A 19814-nucleotide genomic window follows, 5' to 3' on the forward strand; every position below is an offset into this window, starting at 1 on the left:
AAACCGCCGGAGTTGGCCCCGGCGGTTATGAATCAGAACATCATGGACATCCACGGATAGCCAATCAGCAGCAGGGCAGCCAGGAAGATGGCGCCGAAAATCGTACCAAGACGCCAGTAGTCTTTGGTCGGCAGATAGCCGCTGCCGTAGTAAATCGGGCTGGGGCCGGTACCGTAGGGGGTAATAATCCCCATCACGCCGAGCGAGGTCACCATCAGCAGCACGAAGACCTGCATGTTCATACCCGGGATGGTGGAGGCGATAGTCAGCATCGCCGGCAGCAGCGCGGTGGTGTGGGCGGTGGTACTGGCAAACAGATAGTGCAGCAGATAGAACGCCAGCAGGAGGATAACGGTAGCCACGCCCGGAGAGATGCCGCTCATTAGCGCGCCGCCTTCTTTACCCAGCCAGGCGATAAAGCCGGTGGAGGAGAGACCGTCGGCCAGCGCCACCAGGGTCGCAAACCAGGCGAAGGTATTCCATGCCGCTTTATTACTGGTGATATCGTTCCATGAGAGTACGCCGGTCCATAGCATCAGCACGATAACCAGCAGGGCGGCCAGCGCCGGTTCAATCCACTCGGCGGCGAAGATCCACATCATCAGCGCGAAGCAGACGAAGACCAGCAGCAGGATTTCATTGCGCGACAGGCGGCCAAGTTTTTCCAGCTCGCGGGCGGCCCACAGCGGCACTTCATCGTTGACTTTGACTTCTGGCGGATAGAACCAGTAGGCCAGCAGCGGCATTGCCAGAATCAGCAGGATACCCAGCGGCAGGAAAGCGATAAACCAGGTGCCCCAGGAGATATTGATGCCAACAATGCTTTTCACCAGCGCCAGAGCCAGCAGGTTCGGCGCCAGAGCTGAGAGAAACATCGAGCTGGTGATACAGGCGGCGGTGATCGCCACCCACATCAGGTAGGAGCCGATGCGGCGCGCGCTTGGGTCATTGGGTTTTGAGCCATAAAGCGGCGGCAGGTTAGCGATAATCGGGTAGATGGTCCCCCCGCTGCGCGCGGTGTTGGAGGGGGTGAACGGCGCCAGTAGCAGATCGGCGAAGGTGATGGCGTAGCCCAGCGTCAGGCTACGGCGGCCAAGATATTTCACCAGAATGAGCGCCAGACGGCGGCCAAACTGGGTCTTATCGTAGCCTGCGGCAAACATAAAGGCGCCGAAGATCAGCCACACGGTGGAGTTACCGAAACCGCTCACCGCCCATTTAAAGGAGGCGCCGGCAAGCTTAAAGCCGGGTGCGGCGAGCTGTTCAGGACTGAACAGCAGCCACTGGCTGCACAGGGCAATCACCACCACGCCGGTAATACCGATGACCGCGCCGGGCAGCGGTTCAAAGATTAGACCGACGATGACGCCGACGAAAATGGCAAAGTAGTGCCAGGCGTAAGGGGGCAGGCCCTCGGGCACCGGGATGAACAACAGCAGGACGGCAACGATAATGGGCATCGCCATCATCAGTAGACGTTTATAAGCAGCCTGGGGGGCTGCACCGGCAGGCGGTATGGTTGTCTTTTTCTCTTTCATAATGAGTATCTGCAAGTAGTTAAAAATTGGGTTTTGTCACCGACCAACCTTTCGATTTCTTTAGTTGCAAAACTTACTTTAATTATTAATCGTCGATTCTGGTTATGCCGATGACCATTATTTAACGCTTTTTGTTGGGCGCTAAATTAAAAAGATTGGTTATTTATATATTGCGCTTTCATGCGGTATTGCAATTGATGGAGATCAAAAAAAGCGGGTTGTTGAGCAAATTTTTATTATCTCTAATAACCCTGTTTAGTGAGGTGTTTATTTGTATGAAATATAGATAGATGTTAAATATAAATTGAGCGCGATAAAGTAATTAAAATTTATCTTGTTGAAATATATGTGTATTTATTGGTTTCCCGGTGGGGGTTCATGTTAACAATGGTTTCCTGATTGTTATGATTAGTCCTGTTTTTGTGAATAATTTATTTTTAATTAATAATACAAAGGAGGTATTGGTGTTATTGCTGGTATTAAATAGTTTTTTAACTAACGTAATATCTTTGGTAACTAAAAAAAGCGCTATATTATGGGCATGACTTAAGGGATTACTAAATACAAGCAAAAACAATTCCGTCGCCTGATTCTCAATTTTTAATATTTATAATCTGGAGCGTCATTATGACCAGTTATCCACGAATTTTGCGTCCTTTTACTTTACCGAACGGTACCGAGCTTAAAAACCGCCTGTTAATGGCGCCGATGACAACCTGTACCGGTTATTTTGACGGAACCGTAACCAGCGAACTGGTGGAGTACTATCGCGCTCGCGCCGGCAGTATCGGCACCATCATTGTTGAATGCTGCTTTATCGATGATTACGGCCTGGCGTTCCCGGGCGCTATCGGCATCGATAACGATGAAAAAATATCCGGACTGGCGAAAATCGCCGCCGCTATCAAAGCGGAAGGCTCAAAAGCGATTCTGCAGATTTACCACGGCGGCCGGATGGTCGATCCGCAGCTTATCGGTGGACGCCAGCCGGTCGCGCCCAGCGCCATTGCCGCGCCGCGCGATGGCGCTGCGACGCCGCGCGCGCTGAGCGGTGATGAAGTTGAAGGCATGATCGCGAAGTTTGGCGACGGCGTGCGCCGCGCCATTCTGGCCGGGTTCGACGGCGTAGAAATTCACGGCGCGAATACCTATCTGATCCAGCAATTTTATTCGCCAAACTCTAACCAGCGCGACGACGAGTGGGGCGGCAGCCGCGACAATCGAGCGAAATTCCCGCTGGCAGTGCTGGATATCACTCATAAAATGGCCCGCCAGTACGCCGACGATGCCTTTATCATCGGCTATCGTTTCTCCCCGGAAGAGATGGAAGTCCCGGGCATCCGTTTTGATGACACCCTGTATCTGCTGGAAAAGCTGGCCGCCCGCGGCGTGGATTATCTCCACTTCTCCGTTGGCGCAACGCTGCGCCCGTCGATTGTCGATACTACCGATCCCACGCCGCTAATTGAAAAATATTGCGCCATGCGCTCTGAAACCCTGGCTCAGGTGCCGGTGATGGGCGTGGGCGGGGTCGTTAACGCAGCCGATGCGGAGCAGGGGCTGGATCATGGCTATGATCTGATGGCGGTGGGGCGTGCCTGCATTGCTTACCCTGACTGGGCGGCGCGCATTGCCGCCGGCGAAGAGCTGGAATTGTTTATTGACAGCACCCAGCGTGAAGCTCTGAACATCCCGGAACCGCTGTGGCGCTTCTCGCTGGTGGAGGCAATGATCCGCGATATGAGCATGGGCGACGCCAAATTCAAACCGGGGATGTTCGTCGAAACCGTTCAGGACGACGCCAACGAGCTGGTTATCAACGTCAGCCTTGAAAACGACCGCATCGCCGATATCGAGCTGGCGGCAAGCCCGGTGCAGACCGTCGAGTTCACCACCAGCTTTGAAGAGATCCGCGAACGTATTCTCAGCGCTAATACTCCGCACGTGGATGCGATTTCCGGCGCAACCAGCCAGAGCGAAGCGGTGAAAAAAGCGGTGTCCAAAGCGATGCTGAAGTCCAGTAAAGCGCTGGCCGCCGAAGAGGGCGCGGGCGAAGCGGCGCCGAAAAGCTACGATGTGGTGGTGGTCGGCAGCGGCGGAGCCGGGCTGGCGGCGGCGATTCAGGCGCACGATGAAGGCGCGAGCGTGCTGATCGTTGAAAAAATGCCGACCATTGGCGGCAACACGATTAAAGCTTCAGCCGGGATGAACGCCGCAGAGACCCGCTTCCAGCGCGTGAAAGGTATTGAAGATAGCAAAGAGCTGTTTTACCAGGAAACGCTGAAAGGCGGTAAGAACAAAAACGACCCGCAGCTGCTGCGCCGCTTCGTGGAAAATGCGCCGGAAGCCATTGAGTGGCTGGCGCGTCGCGGCATTATGCTTAACGATATCACCACTACCGGCGGGATGAGCATCGACCGCACCCACCGTCCGCGCGACGGGTCGGCGGTCGGCGGCTACCTGATCAGCGGCCTGGTGCGTAATATCACTAAACGCGGGATCGATGTCCTGCTGGATACGTCGGTTGAAGAGATCCTGATGACCGACGATGAGGTGAGCGGCGTACGCCTGCTTAACGATGAAAAAGAAACCGTTGTGGTACAGACGAAGAGCATTGTCGTGGCTACCGGCGGCTTCAGCGCCAACAGCGCGATGGTGGTGAAATACCGCCCGGATCTGGCCGGCTTCGTGACCACCAACCATAGAGGGGCGACCGGCGGCGGTATCGCGCTGCTTGAACGCATCGGGGCCGGGACGGTGGATATGGGCGAAATCCAGATTCACCCGACCGTCGAGCAGCAAACCTCGTATCTGATTTCCGAGTCGATCCGCGGCGGCGGGGCTATTCTGGTGAACCAGCAGGGCAACCGCTTCTTCAATGAAATGGAGACCCGCGATAAGGTTTCCGCCGCGATTATCGCGCTGCCGGAGCACTTCGCTTATATCATCTTTGACGAGCACGTCCGGGCGAAAAACAAAGCCGCCGACGAGTACATTGCTAAAGGTTTCGTCACCAGCGCCAGCTCGCCGCGCCAGCTGGCGGAGAAACTGGGGATGGATTACCATGCCTTCCTCAATACGCTGGAACGCTATAATGGCTTTGTTGAAAAACAGCATGACGATGATTTTGGCCGCACTACCGCGCTGCGCGCGCCGATTAATGAAGGCCCGTACCATGCGATTCGCATCGCCCCGGGGGTTCACCACACGATGGGGGGCGTGACCATCAATACGGAAACCGCGGTATTGAACGCCGGTCAACAGCCGATTGCGGGCGCTTTTGCCGCAGGTGAAGTGGTTGGCGGCATCCACGGCGGTAACCGCATCGGCGGTAACGCAGTGGCCGATATCATTATCTTCGGTACCCTCGCGGGCCATCAGGCGGCGAAACGCGCCAGAGGTTAAGCGTCAGCGACACCTGCCGGGCTGGCAAATAGACGGCCCGGCTTCTTATCTCTCAGGAGTATGATATGTCCGACAACCGCGTCTACAGCTACTCCGCCGTGCTGATGGGTTCGCCCATTCTCCTCAAGCTCTATGTTCACGATGAACCGCTCGCTTCACGCGTTTTTCAGCTGATTAAGGGCTACGAAGATCTTTTCACCGTTAACCGCGCGCACTCCCAGGTGATGGATATCAACCAGGCCGCCGGGCGGCATCCGGTGACGGTAAGCCGTCCGGTCTACGCGCTGATCAAATGCGCCAAAGCCGCCAGCATGGTGCGCGACAGCGCGTTTAATCTGGCGATTGGCCCGCTGGTGAAGCTGTGGCGCATCGGCTTTCAGGGCCGCAGCGTGCCCGCGGCACCCGATATTGCCGCCCGACTGGCGCTAACGCGTCCGCAGGATGTGATCCTCGATGATGCCGCCAGCAGCGTCTACCTTGCGCGGACGGGGATGGAGATCGATCTTGGGGCCATTGCCAAAGGCTATATCGCCGATCGGGTGCGCGACTATTTGCAGCAGCAAGGCATAAACGCCGCGCTGATTAATCTCGGCGGCAACGTCCACACGCTCGGTGAGTGGTCTATCGGGCTGAAAAAGCCGTACTCAGCGGCGGATGCGCTGATCGGCAGCATTGCGGTGGCGGGGCAGTCGGTGGTGACCTCGGGCATTTACGAACGCTATTTCGAGCAGGATGGCAAACGCTGGCACCATATACTCGATCCGCGCAGCGGTTATCCGCTGGATAATGAGCTGGAAAGCGTAACCATTATTTCCGCCGACTCGCTGGACGGCGATATCTGGACGACCCTGATTTATGGCCTTGGCGTGGAGAAAGGCTGCGCGGCCCTGCGCCAGCGTGAGGATATCGAAGCGATTTTCGTTACCAAAAACCGCGACGTTATCCTCTCTTCACAGCGCCGGTTCCGCTTTCAGCTGCTGGATGACGGCTACCGGCTTAGTGACTGTACTGCTTAAGCAGATTGTATTGCTCGGCTATCAGGTGATAGCGATACACCGGACGTCCGGTGGCGCCATAATGAATGCTGGTATAGAGAATGTTAATTTGCGCCAGCCAAATCAGGTATTTACGGCACGAGACCCGAGATATGTTCACCGCCGCCGCCAGTTCGTCGGTGGAAAACTCCACGTCCGGGTGGGCATCAATCCACTGACAGAGGGTGCGCAGCGTCTGGGGGGTTAAGCCTTTCGGCAATTTACGGGCATCCGCGGCATCCGGCACATTGCCGTGCAGCAGCCGGTCAACGTCCGCTTGTTCGTAATAGGGTTGACCGGTCATCAGCTTACGTTTTTCGCGCCAGGCGGTCAGGGCCTCTTCAAAACGCGGAAACTGGAAGGGTTTGATCAGATAGTCCACCACGCCGTAGCGCATAGAAGCCTGAACCGTCGCGGCGTCAGCGGCTGAGGTGATCATAATCACGTCGATGGCCCGTCCCGAGGCGCGGATAGCGGGCAGCAGATCCAGGCCGCTATCCTGCTGCATATAGACATCCAACAGCACCAGGTCAATCTCCAGATCCTTGTCGTTAATCATCTCCCTGGCTTTACTCAACGTAGACGCGGTGCCGCTACAGCGGAAGCCGCTGACTCGTCCCACGTACAGGCGGTTCAGTTCAGCAACCATGGCATCATCGTCAACAATTAATACATTTATCACGCACTTTTCCTTTTACTGTCCCAGGGGAGGTGAACAAAAAATTGGGTAAACACACCGGGCTCGGATTCCACGGCCAGCGACCCGCCCAGTTCACGAAGTTGCTGGCTGGCGAGAAACAGCCCGACGCCGCGATTTTCGCCTTTGGTGGAGAAGCCTTTATTAAAAATATCCTCGATAAAGTCTGCCGGGATGCCGGGGCCATCATCGCTGACTTCGCCGCTCAGCCAGCCGTTCTGATAATGCAGCAGCAGGCCGACTTCGCCTTCGGCCTGGCCGCTCATAGCATCCAGCGCGTTCTCGATTAAGTTGCCCAGCACCGTGACCAGCACGGTGACCTGTTTTTCATTCGGGCAGTCCGGCACCAGGCTCTCTTCGGCAAGGGTGAGGGTAAAACCTCGCTCCTTGGCGCGCTGTATTTTGCCGATCAAAAAGCCGGCCACCACTGGCGATTTGATCCGATGCTGAATTTCGCCGATATCCGCCTGATAGGTGTGGGCGGTCTGCAGCACGTACTCTTCCAGCTTATCGTAGCTTTTCATATTCAACAGGCCGAGAATTACGTGCAGCTTGTTCATAAACTCATGTGAGGTGGTGCGCAGGGCGTCGACATAGTTCACCATCCCGTCAAGCCGCTGCAGCAGCTGGCTGACTTCGGTCTTGTCGCGGAAGGTACTAATCGCGCCGACCACCTCATCCTGACTGCGGACCGGCACCGTATTACTGATCAGCAGCAGACCATTACAGCCGAGCTCCCGATCGTAGATCGGCTCGCCGGTATGTAAAACTTCCTGCAAATCAGCCAGCAGCGGCGTTTGCGCGATATCGCGTCCAGGGCCGCTAAACAGAACGTCGCGCGCGGCGGGGTTAATCAGCGTCACCTTGCCGTCGGCATCTACCGCCACCACCCCCTCTTTTAATGAATGCAGCATCGCCTGGCGTTGCTGGAACTGCGTTGAGATCTCCTGCGGCTCGAGGCCCAGCAGAACGCGCTTCAGGCCGCGAACCAGGCTCCAGGTACCGACGGCGCAAACCAGCGCGCTGAACAGCACGGTGAGGAGCACATCCCAGCGGCTGTCGGCGATCTGCGTATCGACTTTGCTCAGCGAAATACCAATCGCCACCACGCCGATTTGCCGGCGGCTATCGTCAAAGACCGGGGTGAATACCCGCAGCGCGGGGGCCAGCACGCCGTGATTGACGGCTACATTCTCTTTGCCCTTCAGCGTAGGCAGGATGTCATCGCCGATAAAGGGTTTGCCGATAATCTGGCCATCAGGATGCGAGTAGCGAATCCCGTCCATATCGGTCACGACGGCAAACAGCAGGCCATTGCGTTTGCTGACGGCCAGAGCCAGCGGCTGAATGATTCCGCGTTCAGGCGGCAGCGTCAGACCCCGCTTAACTTCCGGGGAGTCGGCCAGCGTCCGCGCCACCGCCAGCGCCGTATCCTTGACGCCATCGCGGGTTGCGCCGCTTATCTGCATAAACCACAGGGCGTAGACCAGAATCAATACGGAACCGATGACGCTGCCAATCATTAAGGTCACGGCGGTGCTCAGCTTCATACTCATCGGGCGTTTACGCGCGGGCGCTGCCTGCTGCGCTAATTCATTCATACCGACCCCAGGATAAAACGGTTAGATGCGTATTATCGCTGAATGCGTGGCTTTCATAAAGCCGTGTAATAAAAGCCAAATAACTCTGATACGCCAGCGTTGAAGATCGCGGTGGGGTTTATTCCGGATGTTTCCTGCGGGCGAAGCGTGCCGGATATTTTCCTGGTTAAGAATCATTGCGCTCAACGGACCATTGTCTGAATAACGACCAGTCGATGGCTGAATGGCTTCAGGGGGGCAAAACTGTGACTCCCGTGGCGGTAAAGCGCGTCATGAAAGCTTTACACTGCAATTAATAGCCATGGTCAATGAAAGGGTTTGCCGCAGGCCAGCGCTTTCGCCCCCGAAGGTTCTTTCGGTTCTAAACGGAGGTTTTTATGAGCAGTAAGCCAACCGCTTCAATGATGGAACGACGCCACCCTGAAACTACCCATATAGAGAGTCTTGCCACCCTCGATATGCTGACGCTGCTGAATAAGGACGATCGGCAGATTGCCCAAGCGGTCGAAGCATGTTTGCCGGAGATCGCGCGCCTGATTGATAACGCCACGGCGACGCTGAGTCGGGGAGGGCGACTGGTGATTATCGGTGCCGGGGCGTCAGGTCGTGCCGCCGTGCAGACGGTAAGTGAGTTTACGCCGGAGGGGAAACATTCGCTGGTCGGACTTATCGCCGGCGGCCCTGCCGCTGCGCTGCAGGAGATGGAAACCGCGGCGAATGATTACGATCTTGGCGCCTTTGAACTACAGGCGTTACAGTTCAGCAACCAGGATATGCTGCTGGCGCTGACGGTAAGCGGCAAGACGCCGTGGGTCTGGGGGGCGATGCGTCATGCCTGGTCGCTGGGCGCGCCAATTGCGGTTCTGACGCAGCAGGCCAATAGCGAAGCCGCCCAGCTGGCGGATATTATTATCGCCCCGCAAACCGGGCCGGAAGCGGTGGCTGGCTTTGGCAATCCGAAGGCGCAAATTGCGCAGCGACAGATCCTCAATATGCTGACCACCGGGCTGGCTATTCGTAGCGGGCGAGTGTATGAAAACCTGCGCGTCGATCTGCAGGCCAGCACGCCGCGCTGGGCCGAGCGGCAGATTGCCATCGTAATGGCGGCGACGGCGTGCTCGCGCAGTGAGGCCAAAGCCGCGCTGGCCAGCTGCAATCAGCACTGCCGGACGGCAATCTTGATGCTTCTCAGCGGGCTGGATGCCTGGCAGGCGCGCGAGCTGCTGGCAGAGCATAACGACAGTCTGCGGATTGCGCTACGGGCAGCGCAGCCGGTGGCCTGAACTTAACCTGGCGGCGCGTATTTCCGCAATACGCGCCGATGAAGGCAATATCATTCCTCCGGTACGGCAATATCATTCCTCACTAACCATCCGTTTACTCTGATTTAATTTTTCGGGTTGCAAATAAACCACCGATGCATATTTATTGCTTTGGGCAATATTTTACTTTTTTAAGTTAAAAAACCAGGTTAACAATAATTAGCTATGCGTGCGAATGTGTAAATGACATTTTAAAATAAAGTAAAAGTGCGTTAATATGCAGGCTCTTATTACACTTGTGCTATGTGATATTTCTATTATGCCTGCAATTAAAAATACGATTATATCTATGACCGCATTAGCGATGTTCGTCAGCTCGGCGACCTTTGCAAATGACGATACCTCGAAAAAAACCGATTTCCTGCTGATTGGCGGCGGCATCATGAGCGCGTCGCTGGGAACCTGGCTGCATGAGTTACAGCCGGACTGGAATCAGGTCATGGTTGAGAAGCTGGATGGCGTCGCCCTGGAGTCCTCTAACGGCTGGAACAATGCCGGTACCGGGCACTCCGCGAATATGGAGCTGAACTATACGCCGGAACGCCCGGATGGCACCATTGACGTCAGCAAAGCGCTGGATATTAACGAACAATTTATGATCTCCCGCCAGTTCTGGACGGCGCAGGTCAAGCGCGGCATTTTGCACGATCCGCACTCCTTTATTAACTCCACCCCGCATATGAGTTTTGTCTGGGGCGATAACGTGGATTATCTGCAAAAGCGCTATGCCGCGCTGCAGCAAACGACCTTATTCCAGGGGATGAAATTCTCCACCGATCACCAACAAATAAAACAGTGGGCGCCGCTGGTCATGGAAGGTCGCGATCCGCAGCAGCGCGTGGCGGCGACCTGGACACCGGTGGGTACCGACGTAAACTATGGGGAAATAACCCGCCAGCTGATCGGTAGTCTGAAGAAAAATAACAACTTCACCCTGCAAACGTCTTCTGAAGTGACCGCCTTTAAACGCAATGCTGATAATTCCTGGCACGTGACAATCAAAAACGTAAATAGCGGCGAAGAGCGGGCGATCGATGCGAAATACGTATTTATCGGCGCCGGCGGCGGTGCTCTGAAATTACTGCAAAAAACCGGTATTCCGGAGGCGGATAACTACGCCGGTTTCCCGGTGGGCGGCTCCTTCCTGATGACCGAAAACCCGGCGGTAACCAACGAGCATCGTCAAAAAGTTTACGGTCAGGCTTCGGTTGGCGCGCCGCCGATGTCGGTGCCGCACCTGGATGCCCGCTTCCTCGACGGCAAGCGCGTGGTGCTGTTTGGGCCGTTTGCGACCTTCTCAACTAAGTTCCTGAAAAACGGTTCCTTCCTCGACCTGCTGAGCACCACGACTACCAGTAACGTGCTGCCGATGACTCATGTCGGTCTGGATAACTTTGACCTGGTGAAATACCTCATCAGCCAGGTGATGCTCAGCGACGATGACCGCTTTGCCGCGCTGAAAGAGTACTATCCTGGCGCGCGCAGAGAGGACTGGAAGCTGATTCAGGCTGGCCAGCGCGTGCAGATCATCAAAAAAGATGCCGAGAAGGGCGGCGTACTGAAGTTGGGTACCGAAGTGGTGGTGGATGAACAGAAAACCATCTCCGCGCTGCTGGGCGCTTCGCCGGGGGCTTCCACCGCCGCGCCGATTGCCCTGAACGTGATCAAGCAGATGTTCCCGGCGCAGTTTAATTCCCCGGAATGGCAGAGCCGCATTCGCGATATCGTACCGAGCTATGGCCAGAAGCTGAACGGCAACGTCGCGCTGACCCAGCAGGTGTGGGATGATACCGCAGCGGCGCTACAGCTCACCAAACCGCCGGTGATTGAAATGAACGTCTCCGCTCCGGTAATGACCGCCAAACCGGCAGAGCCGAAGGCGGAAACATCGCCGCAGCACGATATGGCGCTGTAAGCCCACGTCGTTGACATTGCCCGGTGGCGGCTGACGCCTCACCGGGCCTACTGGCCTCTCTTCGCTGCCCCGGCGAAAACGCTAAATTGCTAAAATCTCTTCCCCCGGCGATATCCCCCTTCCGGCTAATCCTTCAATTGTGAATTGCGGTTATACTGTCTTGAAATCACAAAAGAAAATGCGAATGAAGACCGAAAAGCGGAGCCCGGGGCAATGAAAGACGATATTAATCAGGACATCACCTTCCGCAAGCTGTCGGTATTTATGATGTTTATGGCAAAGGGCAATATTGCCCGAACCGCAGAATCAATGCAGCTGAGCGGCGTTAGCGTCCACCGGGCGCTGCATACGCTGGAAGAGGGCGTTGGCTGCCCGCTGTTTATTCACAAAGGGCGCAACCTGCTGCCCCTCCCGGCGGCGTGGACGCTGCTGGAGTACTGCCAGGACGTGATCAGCCTGATGACCCGCGGACTGGAAGCTACGCGTAAAGTAGCGGGTGTCGGACAAGGGCGGCTGCGAATCGGCACGCTTTACTCTCTGACCCTTGAAACTGTACCGCGCATTATTATGGGCATGAAGCTGCGGCGGCCGGAACTGGAACTGGATCTCACCATGGGTTCCAATCAGATGCTGCTGGATATGCTGGAAGATGACGCGCTCGATGCGATCCTGATCGCCACCAACGAAGGTGAATTCAACAATTCAGCTTTTGATGTGGTCCCGCTGTTTGAGGATGATATCTTTCTTGCCGCCCCGGCGACGGAACAACTGGACACCTCAACGCCCGCCGAGCTGCGCGACTATGCGCGGCGTAAATTCGTTTCTCTGGCGGAAGGGTTTGCCACCTATGCCGGATTTCAGGACGCTTTTCAGGTGGCGGGATTTCAACCTGAAATCGTCACCCGGGTTAACGATATTTTTTCGATGATTAGCCTGGTGCAGGCGGGCGTGGGCTTTGCGCTACTGCCGGGACGAATGAAAAAGGTGTATGAAAATGACGTTCAGCTGTTGAAGCTGGCGGAGCCCTATCAGATGCGCCAGCTGATCTCCATTGTCTACTCACACCAGCGCGAGCGCGACGCCGACCTGCTGGCGCTGGCGGCGGAAGGGCGGATGTACGCCCGTAGCCTTAGCCATTAAGCCGGTTTGCCAGGTGACGGGCGACGTCGATACCGCTGCGCTCCAGCGAAATGCTCTCTCCCCGCCAGCCCGCCTGGCGGGTGAGGCAGGTTAGCACCCCGCCGGGCGGCATCTCGATTGCCAGCCGCGCGTCCCGTTCATCAGCGGCGATCATCGCTTCCTGCCAGCGCACGGTTCGCGCCATATTCAGCGCCAGATCGTCGGCGATTTTTAATGGGTCCCATAAAACGCGCGCCGTGGAGCCGCTCAGATACGCACAGCACGGTCGTTGCAGCGTGACGTCAGCGAAGGCTTTTGCCAGCTTAGCCGCCGGTTCATTCAGCAGCGCGCAGTGGGAAGGGACGCTAACCGCCAGCCGCTGAGCTTTACTGGCGCCAGCCGCCAGCGCCAGCTGAGCCACGCGGGCCATCTCGTCGTCGCGTCCGGCAATGACAATCTGCGTTTCAGCGTTAAGGTTGGCAATATAGAGGTCGCTATCGGCAATCAGCTTTTCCACGCGGTTGAGCGTCAGGCCCATAATCGCGGTAAGCCCGTAGCCGTGGGGATAAGCCTGCTCCATTAAATCGCCGCGCAGCGCCACCAGCCGCAGGGCGTCGGTGAAATCCAGCGCGCCGGCAATGACCGCCGCCGGGAAAGCCCCTATCGACAGGCCGCTGACTATGTCCGGCTTCACACCTTGACGCTGTAGCTCCCGCGCCCAGGCTGCGCCTGCGATCAGCAAGCACAGCTGCACTGCACGGGTATGTTTTAACGCAGCGGCGGTATCTAAATGGTCTACTTCATCGCCGAGCACGGTACGCGCCTCGGCAAGGATGTTCTGGCGGTCGGGAAGGGCGGCGAGCATATCCGGCCGCTGGTTTCCCTGACCGGGAAAGGTAAAGAGAATTTTCATGCTTCCTCCCTGTTCCATGGCGTAGCGGTCAGGCGCGCGCCGCGGGACGTTTTCAGCAGGGCGCGGCCATCTCGCAGCCACTCGTTTAACGCGAATGCCCCTGCAGGCGTTTCGACCTGGGTATCCGCCCGGCAGGGCAGACGGGCGACGCGGGACTGCCAGGCGAGCAGCGCTTCGCGGTCGAGCGGCTGCGGCGCGCGGATCAGCAGATCGAGATCGCTGGCGGCGTGAAGCACGGGAATTTCGGTGGCCAGCGCATAGCCGGTACTGCCGGTAATGCCCCAGCGCCACGGCCAGTCGTGCAAGGTCAGTGATATCGCCGCCTGTACCGGCGGCTGAGAGACAAACGGCGAACGCAGAAGCAGCAGGCGATCGGCGAGCGTTTCCGGGGTAATGGTTCGGACGATATTCTCCCTCCGTACCCACCCCGCAGCGCGCTGTTCGCGCTTCATGCCCCGCACGCCCACCGGAATGCGGGCGCTGATGTCAACGTCGCGTCGTACCACCACCGGCAGGCTGGTGCGCCAGTGCTGAGCGACCCAATGTTCCTCGATCGCCTCCAGCGCGGCGGCACTATTCAACCAGACTAAATCGTGAGGACGCGGCGTTGATAGCATCGTTAGATCCCTGAAGTTAAAGTGATAAACAGCGGCAGCGACAGGATACACAGAACCGAGCTTAACAGCAGCACCGCTTCCGCATCCGGCGACTGTACGCCAAAGCGGTTGCCGAAGACCACGCCGAAGAAACCGGCCGCCAGCGCAATCATCAGAATGGCGGTAATGGCGATAGAACCGTGCAGCCCCAGCAGCATCACCAGACCCCAGGCGATAAACGGTTGAACCAGCAGTTTGACGAGAGTGGAAGTGGCAATCAGCGCATTGAGCTGCAGCTTACGCGCCGACAGAATGACACCGGTCAGGAACAGCGCCGCGGCGGTCGCCGCCAGGCCCAGCGGTTTAATAGAGGCCAGCAGCAGATCCGGCATTTTGAGACCGATCGCCGAAAGGACAACCCCCAGCAGAGGCCCCCAGACTATCGGTTTTTTCACTGAACGCCACATCAGTACCGGCAGCATCGCCAGCGTCGAACCGCTGTTCTCGCCGGCGGCAAGCGCTTTTTCACGCTCCAGAATCAGCAGACAGAACGGCGTCATCAGTACCGAGCCGCAAGCGATGGAAACGGCGACGGAGAGGGATGTTGATGCGCCTTCGCCGAGCACGCTGCCCAGAATCGGCAGACCAAGGGCGGCGTAGTTAGGCAGCGCTACGGTCAGGGTCAACACGGCGGCATCCTGCGGCGAGCGCTTGAATACGCGGGTAGCGAGGAAGTAGATGGCCGCATAGGTAATCCACATGGCCCCGGTCAGTACCAGTACCAGCGGCGATTGCGCGACGATACCGTTCCATGGGGTTTGCACCGTGGCGCTAAACAGCGTCGCGGGGAGGGCAAAATCCATCACGAAAATATTGAGTAAAGAGACGTTTTTGTTATCGACCATTTTGGCCTTGCCGGCCCAGAAGCCCAGCAGCATGATGACAAAAATCGGCACGAGGGCATGAATAATCACATAAGTCATATATCACCTGTAAATGAAAAAGAGTACTGGCGCGATTGTTATAATTTCTAAAAGCGGTTCCTTCCCGGAGCGCTCGATGGCGCCCCGGGTGGCCGCTTCCGGCAGGTTTTCTTCTACTTAGGGACTGACTACCAGCTGGCGCGCATGCGATCGCGTACTAGTTGGGAACTACGGCGGTTCTCCGCGCCAAGGCGGCACTTCAGTGAGGCATCCCGGCGGGCGTCAGCGATGGCGTCGCGCAGGGTATCGGTGACCAGAGTCAGATCGCGGGCGTCCGGTGCGTCAGGATTACTGATATCCAGCAGAGCGGAGAGCAGGCCGAGCGTCGCGTAGTTGCTGACGTCATAGGCCATAGGCGGAATGGTTGCCGCCAGTTTCTCCAGCGCTTCAACGGTACGCAGGGTGATCCGCGCGGCCGACTCTTTACCCATCGCATGCACCAGTACCCCGGCGTCGTTAAACGCGATCAGTCGATTAGCCTGGTAGCCGTGGGCGAGAAACGCCCCGGACATCGCTTTGCCGACGATCAGGCCAATCACCGGATGCCCGGCAAGACGCGCCTTCGCGTATGCGCCTGCGGCGCCAGCCAGCGCCTGATGAATACCAAATGCTTCTTCGCGACGGCCATAGGCCTGGCTGGGGACATCGATAACCGCGATAATCGGGCGCTTCACCGTTTTATCGGCATCGGCGTCGAGGGTTTCGTTGACCACTTTTGCCAGCGTCCAGCCTTCGAGCAGGCCAACTTCACCCTGAGCGGCGCGTGGGTAATGGTTATTAGCATCCGGTACCACGGCGATAAAACGGGCGCTTTCACCGTTAAAATCGGCGTCGGCAACCTGCACCGATGGGCACAGACCGGTCATTAGCGGGGCATTCGGCGCCAGCTGATTTAGCCACAGCGCGGCGCGATTAGTGAACTGGCTCATTATTTCACCTCCCGGGCGAATAGCTGTTTGATCTGCGCGGTGTCCGCCTGCTGGCGGGTATCGAATCGGGTCAAACGGGTCAGGAAATCTTCATATGTGTCGCTGCGATGCTGCGCGGGCACGCCTTTGGCGATCGCCTCGTTCATCGCGCTTTTCACCGCGTTGATACCATCGCCTACCAGGGCATCGACCAGGCCGCTGGCGTAGCGAATTTCGCCGCCGGTCATGCTCCAGATAAACGGACGGTCGCGGGAGTCATACTCTTCAATCCCCGCTTCCTGCTCGATAACCTGCGGCCCGTTGAGGCCCAGACGCGCTTCACGGGTGACAATCAGGTAGCTACACAGCGCCGCGGCGATGGACATTCCGCCGAAGCAGCCGACGGTGCCGGCAACGATGCCGACCACCGGGGTATAGCGGCGCAGGTCGACTATTGCGGCATGAATATCGGCGATGGCAGCAAGGCCCAGGTTGGCTTCCTGCAGGCGCACGCCGCCGGTTTCCAGACACAGCACGGCCTGAGTGGGAATACCGTTGCGGTTATCTTCCGCCGCCAGCTCAAGGGCGGCGGCCATTTTCGCGCCGGAGACCTCACCCATGCTGCCGCCCTGGAAGGTACCTTCAATGGCAATCACCACCGCCGGCTGGCCATTGATGGTCCCTTTTGCAACAACCATACCGTCGTCGGATTGCGGGACGATGCCCTGCGCGCCGAGCCACGGCGACATGATGCCGTCGAAAGGATCCAGCAGTTCGCGATAGCTGCCGTCATCCAGCAGGGTGCGGGCGCGTTCACGAGCGCGGAGTTCAATAAAGCTGCGATCGTTACGCATGAGCCACCTCCTCAAAAACCTGTTCAATACGGATCCGCGCGACGCCGGGCGTGGCGCCGAAGTCGTGGATGATCAGCTGTCCGCCGGGCAGGCCGTTAATCAGGCTCAGCCGTTCGAATAGCGCGTTCCAGCGCGCCTGGCTGTTGTCCACGGAGGTGGTGATTTCTACGTTAAGCGTATCGCTCTGTCCGGCGGTATAGAGCACTTCCATATCGCCGGAGCCTACAACGCCTGCCAGCGCTTTGCCGCTGAAGGCGCGGTTGGCAGGGAATGACAATTTAATCTGTTCCATAACATCCTCTGAATGCGTTAAGCGGAAACCCGGTCGAGAAACAGGGTGGCGGCAAGAAGATCCGCCGCGCCACCCGGCGAGGCGTTCTGCGCCAGCATCTGCGCATCAAGACGCGCCAGCGCGGCGCGTCCCCTGGCTGTCGCACATCCTCCCGCTGCCAGCACCTCGCCAGCGCCTTGCCGCATCGCTTCAAGGCCCGCCATTCCGGCGCGGGAGAGCACGCAGGTATCGCTAAGCGAAGTCATAATCGCCATCAGCGCATCAAGCCGGGCCTGCTCTTCACTGGCTCCCTCGGCCCGGCTGCGCAATAGCTGCGGCAGGGCAAGGGTAGTGACGTGCGGAAAAGCGCGCTGCGCTTCTTCCCGCGCGCCCGGAACCTGCCAGCGGCGGCTGGCGCGCAGGCCTTTACTGAAAGTTTTCGGCGCGCAGGCATCCGGCAGACGGGCGAGGGCGGCGGCGGTTTCCGCAATCCTCTGTGCATGACCCTCTCCTCCCAGCATCGCCGTCGCGCTGACCAGCAGGCCCAGCGCCCAGATAGCGCCGCGATGGGTATTGACCCCGGCAGTCGCCTGCATCATCTGCGCTTCGCCTTCGCGGCCCAGCCGGCCAACGGTTTCACGCAGGGCAACGTCCGCCGGCCGCAGCCAGCTCTGCTGGGCCAGCGCATGAAACGTTGGCTGCAGGCTGCGGGCTGAACGCTCCATCAGCGCCAGGCTCAGATCCTGATGCGCGCCGTTGCCGCGGCTATCGACCAGGCCCGGTTTAGGGCTGAGTCGCGCCTCGTCAACGAGGCAGGCGCTGGCGGTATGGGCCAGCCAGCGGGCCCGGGTTTCAGCAAACTGGGGAGAGAGTTTTTTCATTACCAGCTCCGGAATTTTGCCGGTGGGTTGTACAGACCGTCGGACCACTCAACCAGATCGGCCACGCTACCGGCGGCAAGCAGGGAGCGGGTGGCATCGCTGCGGCGGATACCGATATCCTCCGGATACACGACTTTGCCGCTTTGGCGCAGTGCGGCCACGCGTTTGGCATCAACGCCGAGACCGATATCGGTGATCCCGGCCACGGCGGCTACCATAGCCCGGCGCTCTTCAAGGCTTTCCGCCCGATAGAGATAGGCGATGCCTTCTTCGGTCAGTACATGGGTAACGTCATCGCCGTAAATCATTACCGGCGCCAGCGGCATCCCGGAGGTTTTGGCGACTTCAACGGCGTCAAGTTTTTCCACGAAGGTCGGTTTCACGCCCGCCTGGAACGTTTCCACCATCTGTACCACCAGCTTTTTACCGCGCTGCATCGGGTCCGGTTCGGTAATCATGTTGAGCCATGCCGGCGTGGCGTGGCGGCGACCGTGCGGATCATGGCCCATATTCGGCGCGCCGCCGAAGCCGGAGAGGCGGCCGCGGGTCACCGTGGAGGAGTTAGCGTAGCCGTCAACCTGAAGGGTCGAACCGATAAACATATCTACCGCATACTGTCCCGCAAGCTGGCAGAAGGCGCGGTTGGAGCGCATGGAGCCGTCGGCGCCGGTAAAGAAGATATCCGGACGCGCGCGAATGTACTCTTCCATCCCCAGCTCGCCGCCGAAGCAGTGGACGCTCTCTACCCAGCCGCTTTCAATCGCCGGAATCAGCGTCGGGTGCGGATTCAGCGTCCAGTGTTTACAGATCTTACCCTTCAGACCGAGCTGTTCGCCGTAGGTTGGTAGCAGCAGTTCGATGGCGGCGGTGTTAAAGCCGATCCCGTGGTTCAGGGATTGCACCTGATGCTCGGCGTAGATGCCTTTAATCGCCATCATCGCCATCAGGATATGTTCCTGTTTAATCAGGCGCGGATCGCGGGTAAACAGCGGCTCGATAAAGAACGGTTTATCCGCGACGACTACGTAGTCAATCCACGAACCGGGGATATCCACGCGCGGCAGATCGCATTCGTCATCCACCAGTTCGTTAACCTGGGCAATAACGATGCCGTCATGAAACGCGGCGGCTTCTACCAGCGCCGGAGTGTCTTCGGTGCTCGGCCCGGTGTACAGGTTGCCCTTGCGGTCGGCTTTATAACCGGCGATCAGCGCGACGTTCGGCGACAGGTCTACATAAAGACGGGAATAAAGCTCGATATAGGTGTGGATAGCGCCGATTTCCAGCAGGCCATCTTCCAGCAGCTGCGAAATACGCAGGCTCTGGGTACCGGAGAAGGAGAAATCGAGCTTGCGGGCGATACCTTTTTCGAAGAGGTCCAGGTGCTCGCTGCGCCCGACGCTCGGCATAATCATATGCAGGTCGTGAATTTTTTGCGGGTTAACTTCCGCCAGCATCCGCGAGAGGAAATCAGCCTGTTTCTGGTTGTTACCTTCCAGCACCACGCGGTCGCCGGGGGCCAGCAGCTGCTCAAGGGCCGCAACCAGCTGGTCGGTGGGGATCACTTTGCCTGAGACTCTGGCCTCGGCCAGTCGCCGCTGTTTTTCCGTACGGCGACGGTTCCAGACGCGTCCCGTCGTTTGTTCGGCACTCATTATTAACCTCCTGATTCGACGAATCGTTTTGATTGTCCTGGTGTGGGAATAAGTGTGCGTCGCGACGTGGCGGGCATCAATTAAGGCCGATGGAGAATCGTTAGCGTAAGAGTAATGATTGG

General features: G+C 58.0%; 16 protein-coding genes. 5 read left to right on the forward strand and 11 right to left on the reverse strand.

Annotation, left to right across the window (positions count from 1 at the left end):
* Positions 1–32: 32 nt before the first annotated feature.
* Positions 33–1538: an anion permease gene (locus K2184_RS02835; protein WP_004102542.1), complete on the reverse strand. Its 1506-nt coding sequence runs from the start codon at positions 1536–1538 to the stop codon at positions 33–35.
* A gap of 627 nt (positions 1539–2165) precedes the next feature.
* On the opposite strand from K2184_RS02835, the gene K2184_RS02840 reads away from it, so the two are divergent.
* Positions 2166–4943: a flavocytochrome c gene (locus tag K2184_RS02840; RefSeq protein ID WP_368082935.1), complete on the forward strand. Its 2778-nt coding sequence runs from the start codon at positions 2166–2168 to the stop codon at positions 4941–4943.
* Positions 4944–5008: 65 nt separating this feature from the next.
* Positions 5009–5959, forward strand: coding sequence for an FAD:protein FMN transferase (locus tag K2184_RS02845; RefSeq protein ID WP_004102540.1), 951 nt, complete (start codon positions 5009–5011; stop codon positions 5957–5959).
* Here K2184_RS02845 and dcuR read toward each other — a convergent pair.
* A complete protein-coding gene (gene dcuR, locus K2184_RS02850) occupies positions 5940–6659 on the reverse strand; it encodes a two-component system response regulator DcuR (RefSeq protein WP_016807965.1) in 720 nt (239 codons plus the stop codon). The two genes, K2184_RS02845 and dcuR, sit on opposite strands and share 20 nt — an antisense overlap.
* Positions 6656–8275 carry a sensor histidine kinase gene (locus K2184_RS02855; RefSeq protein ID WP_016807964.1) on the reverse strand — a complete coding sequence of 540 codons (1620 nt, stop codon included), beginning with the start codon at positions 8273–8275 and terminating at the stop codon, positions 6656–6658. Before K2184_RS02855 ends, dcuR begins: the two co-directional genes overlap by 4 nt.
* Before the next feature lie 377 nt (positions 8276–8652).
* On the opposite strand from K2184_RS02855, the gene K2184_RS02860 reads away from it, so the two are divergent.
* The 3 genes from K2184_RS02860 (at position 8653) to K2184_RS02870 (ending at position 12652) form a co-directional block, all read left to right on the forward strand.
* Positions 8653–9558, forward strand: coding sequence for an N-acetylmuramic acid 6-phosphate etherase (locus tag K2184_RS02860; protein WP_163525517.1), 906 nt, complete (start codon positions 8653–8655; stop codon positions 9556–9558).
* A 298-nt stretch (positions 9559–9856) separates the two neighbouring features.
* Complete coding sequence (mqo, locus tag K2184_RS02865) at positions 9857–11512, forward strand: malate dehydrogenase (quinone) (RefSeq protein ID WP_016807963.1); 1656 nt, start codon at positions 9857–9859, stop codon at positions 11510–11512.
* A gap of 213 nt (positions 11513–11725) precedes the next feature.
* Entirely contained in the window at positions 11726–12652 is a 927-nt protein-coding gene (locus K2184_RS02870) for a LysR family transcriptional regulator (protein ID WP_023321091.1), read from the forward strand.
* Here the strand turns inward: K2184_RS02870 and mdcH are convergent.
* The 8 genes from mdcH to mdcA all read right to left on the reverse strand — a co-directional run bounded on the left by mdcH (position 12642) and on the right by mdcA (position 19692).
* Positions 12642–13544 carry a malonate decarboxylase subunit epsilon gene (mdcH, locus tag K2184_RS02875; protein ID WP_016807962.1) on the reverse strand — a complete coding sequence of 301 codons (903 nt, stop codon included), beginning with the start codon at positions 13542–13544 and terminating at the stop codon, positions 12642–12644. The genes K2184_RS02870 and mdcH overlap by 11 nt on opposite strands.
* Entirely contained in the window at positions 13541–14161 is a 621-nt protein-coding gene (locus K2184_RS02880) for a malonate decarboxylase holo-ACP synthase (RefSeq protein WP_023321089.1), read from the reverse strand. The genes mdcH and K2184_RS02880 overlap by 4 nt, the downstream gene beginning before the upstream one ends.
* Before the next feature lie 2 nt (positions 14162–14163).
* On the reverse strand, positions 14164–15123 hold the full coding sequence (locus tag K2184_RS02885; RefSeq protein WP_163525519.1) for an AEC family transporter: 960 nt from the start codon (positions 15121–15123) through the stop codon (positions 14164–14166).
* Positions 15124–15251: 128 nt separating this feature from the next.
* Positions 15252–16052, reverse strand: a complete 801-nt coding sequence (mdcE, locus tag K2184_RS02890; RefSeq protein WP_004102523.1) for a biotin-independent malonate decarboxylase subunit gamma — start codon at positions 16050–16052, stop codon at positions 15252–15254.
* Positions 16052–16885: a biotin-independent malonate decarboxylase subunit beta gene (locus K2184_RS02895; protein WP_017145772.1), complete on the reverse strand. Its 834-nt coding sequence runs from the start codon at positions 16883–16885 to the stop codon at positions 16052–16054. Before K2184_RS02895 ends, mdcE begins: the two co-directional genes overlap by 1 nt.
* The gene (gene mdcC / locus K2184_RS02900) at positions 16878–17177 is read right to left on the reverse strand and encodes a malonate decarboxylase acyl carrier protein (protein WP_017145773.1); all 300 of its coding nucleotides are present in this window, start codon (positions 17175–17177) and stop codon (positions 16878–16880) included. Before mdcC ends, K2184_RS02895 begins: the two co-directional genes overlap by 8 nt.
* Positions 17178–17194: 17 nt before the next feature.
* Complete coding sequence (locus tag K2184_RS02905) at positions 17195–18037, reverse strand: triphosphoribosyl-dephospho-CoA synthase (protein WP_016807961.1); 843 nt, start codon at positions 18035–18037, stop codon at positions 17195–17197.
* Positions 18037–19692, reverse strand: a complete 1656-nt coding sequence (gene mdcA / locus K2184_RS02910; protein ID WP_004102518.1) for a malonate decarboxylase subunit alpha — start codon at positions 19690–19692, stop codon at positions 18037–18039. Before mdcA ends, K2184_RS02905 begins: the two co-directional genes overlap by 1 nt.
* Positions 19693–19814 lie beyond the last annotated feature (122 nt).

Source organism: Klebsiella sp. K5-306, from assembly GCF_051835185.1.
GTDB lineage: Bacteria > Pseudomonadota > Gammaproteobacteria > Enterobacterales > Enterobacteriaceae > Klebsiella > Klebsiella oxytoca.

Coding starts and splice junctions, on each gene's coding strand:
- mdcE (WP_004102523.1), bottom strand. CDS start 16,052: ATGAGCCAGTTCACTAATCGCGCCGCGCTGTGGCTAAATCAGCTGGCG.
- mqo (WP_016807963.1), top strand. CDS start 9,857: ATGCCTGCAATTAAAAATACGATTATATCTATGACCGCATTAGCGATG.
- K2184_RS02895 (WP_017145772.1), bottom strand. CDS start 16,885: ATGCGTAACGATCGCAGCTTTATTGAACTCCGCGCTCGTGAACGCGCC.
- K2184_RS02870 (WP_023321091.1), top strand. CDS start 11,726: ATGAAAGACGATATTAATCAGGACATCACCTTCCGCAAGCTGTCGGTA.
- K2184_RS02880 (WP_023321089.1), bottom strand. CDS start 14,161: ATGCTATCAACGCCGCGTCCTCACGATTTAGTCTGGTTGAATAGTGCC.
- K2184_RS02845 (WP_004102540.1), top strand. CDS start 5,009: ATGTCCGACAACCGCGTCTACAGCTACTCCGCCGTGCTGATGGGTTCG.
- mdcH (WP_016807962.1), bottom strand. CDS start 13,544: ATGAAAATTCTCTTTACCTTTCCCGGTCAGGGAAACCAGCGGCCGGAT.
- mdcA (WP_004102518.1), bottom strand. CDS start 19,692: ATGAGTGCCGAACAAACGACGGGACGCGTCTGGAACCGTCGCCGTACG.
- K2184_RS02860 (WP_163525517.1), top strand. CDS start 8,653: ATGAGCAGTAAGCCAACCGCTTCAATGATGGAACGACGCCACCCTGAA.
- K2184_RS02855 (WP_016807964.1), bottom strand. CDS start 8,275: ATGAATGAATTAGCGCAGCAGGCAGCGCCCGCGCGTAAACGCCCGATG.
- K2184_RS02840 (WP_368082935.1), top strand. CDS start 2,166: ATGACCAGTTATCCACGAATTTTGCGTCCTTTTACTTTACCGAACGGT.
- mdcC (WP_017145773.1), bottom strand. CDS start 17,177: ATGGAACAGATTAAATTGTCATTCCCTGCCAACCGCGCCTTCAGCGGC.
- K2184_RS02835 (WP_004102542.1), bottom strand. CDS start 1,538: ATGAAAGAGAAAAAGACAACCATACCGCCTGCCGGTGCAGCCCCCCAG.
- K2184_RS02905 (WP_016807961.1), bottom strand. CDS start 18,037: ATGAAAAAACTCTCTCCCCAGTTTGCTGAAACCCGGGCCCGCTGGCTG.
- K2184_RS02885 (WP_163525519.1), bottom strand. CDS start 15,123: ATGACTTATGTGATTATTCATGCCCTCGTGCCGATTTTTGTCATCATG.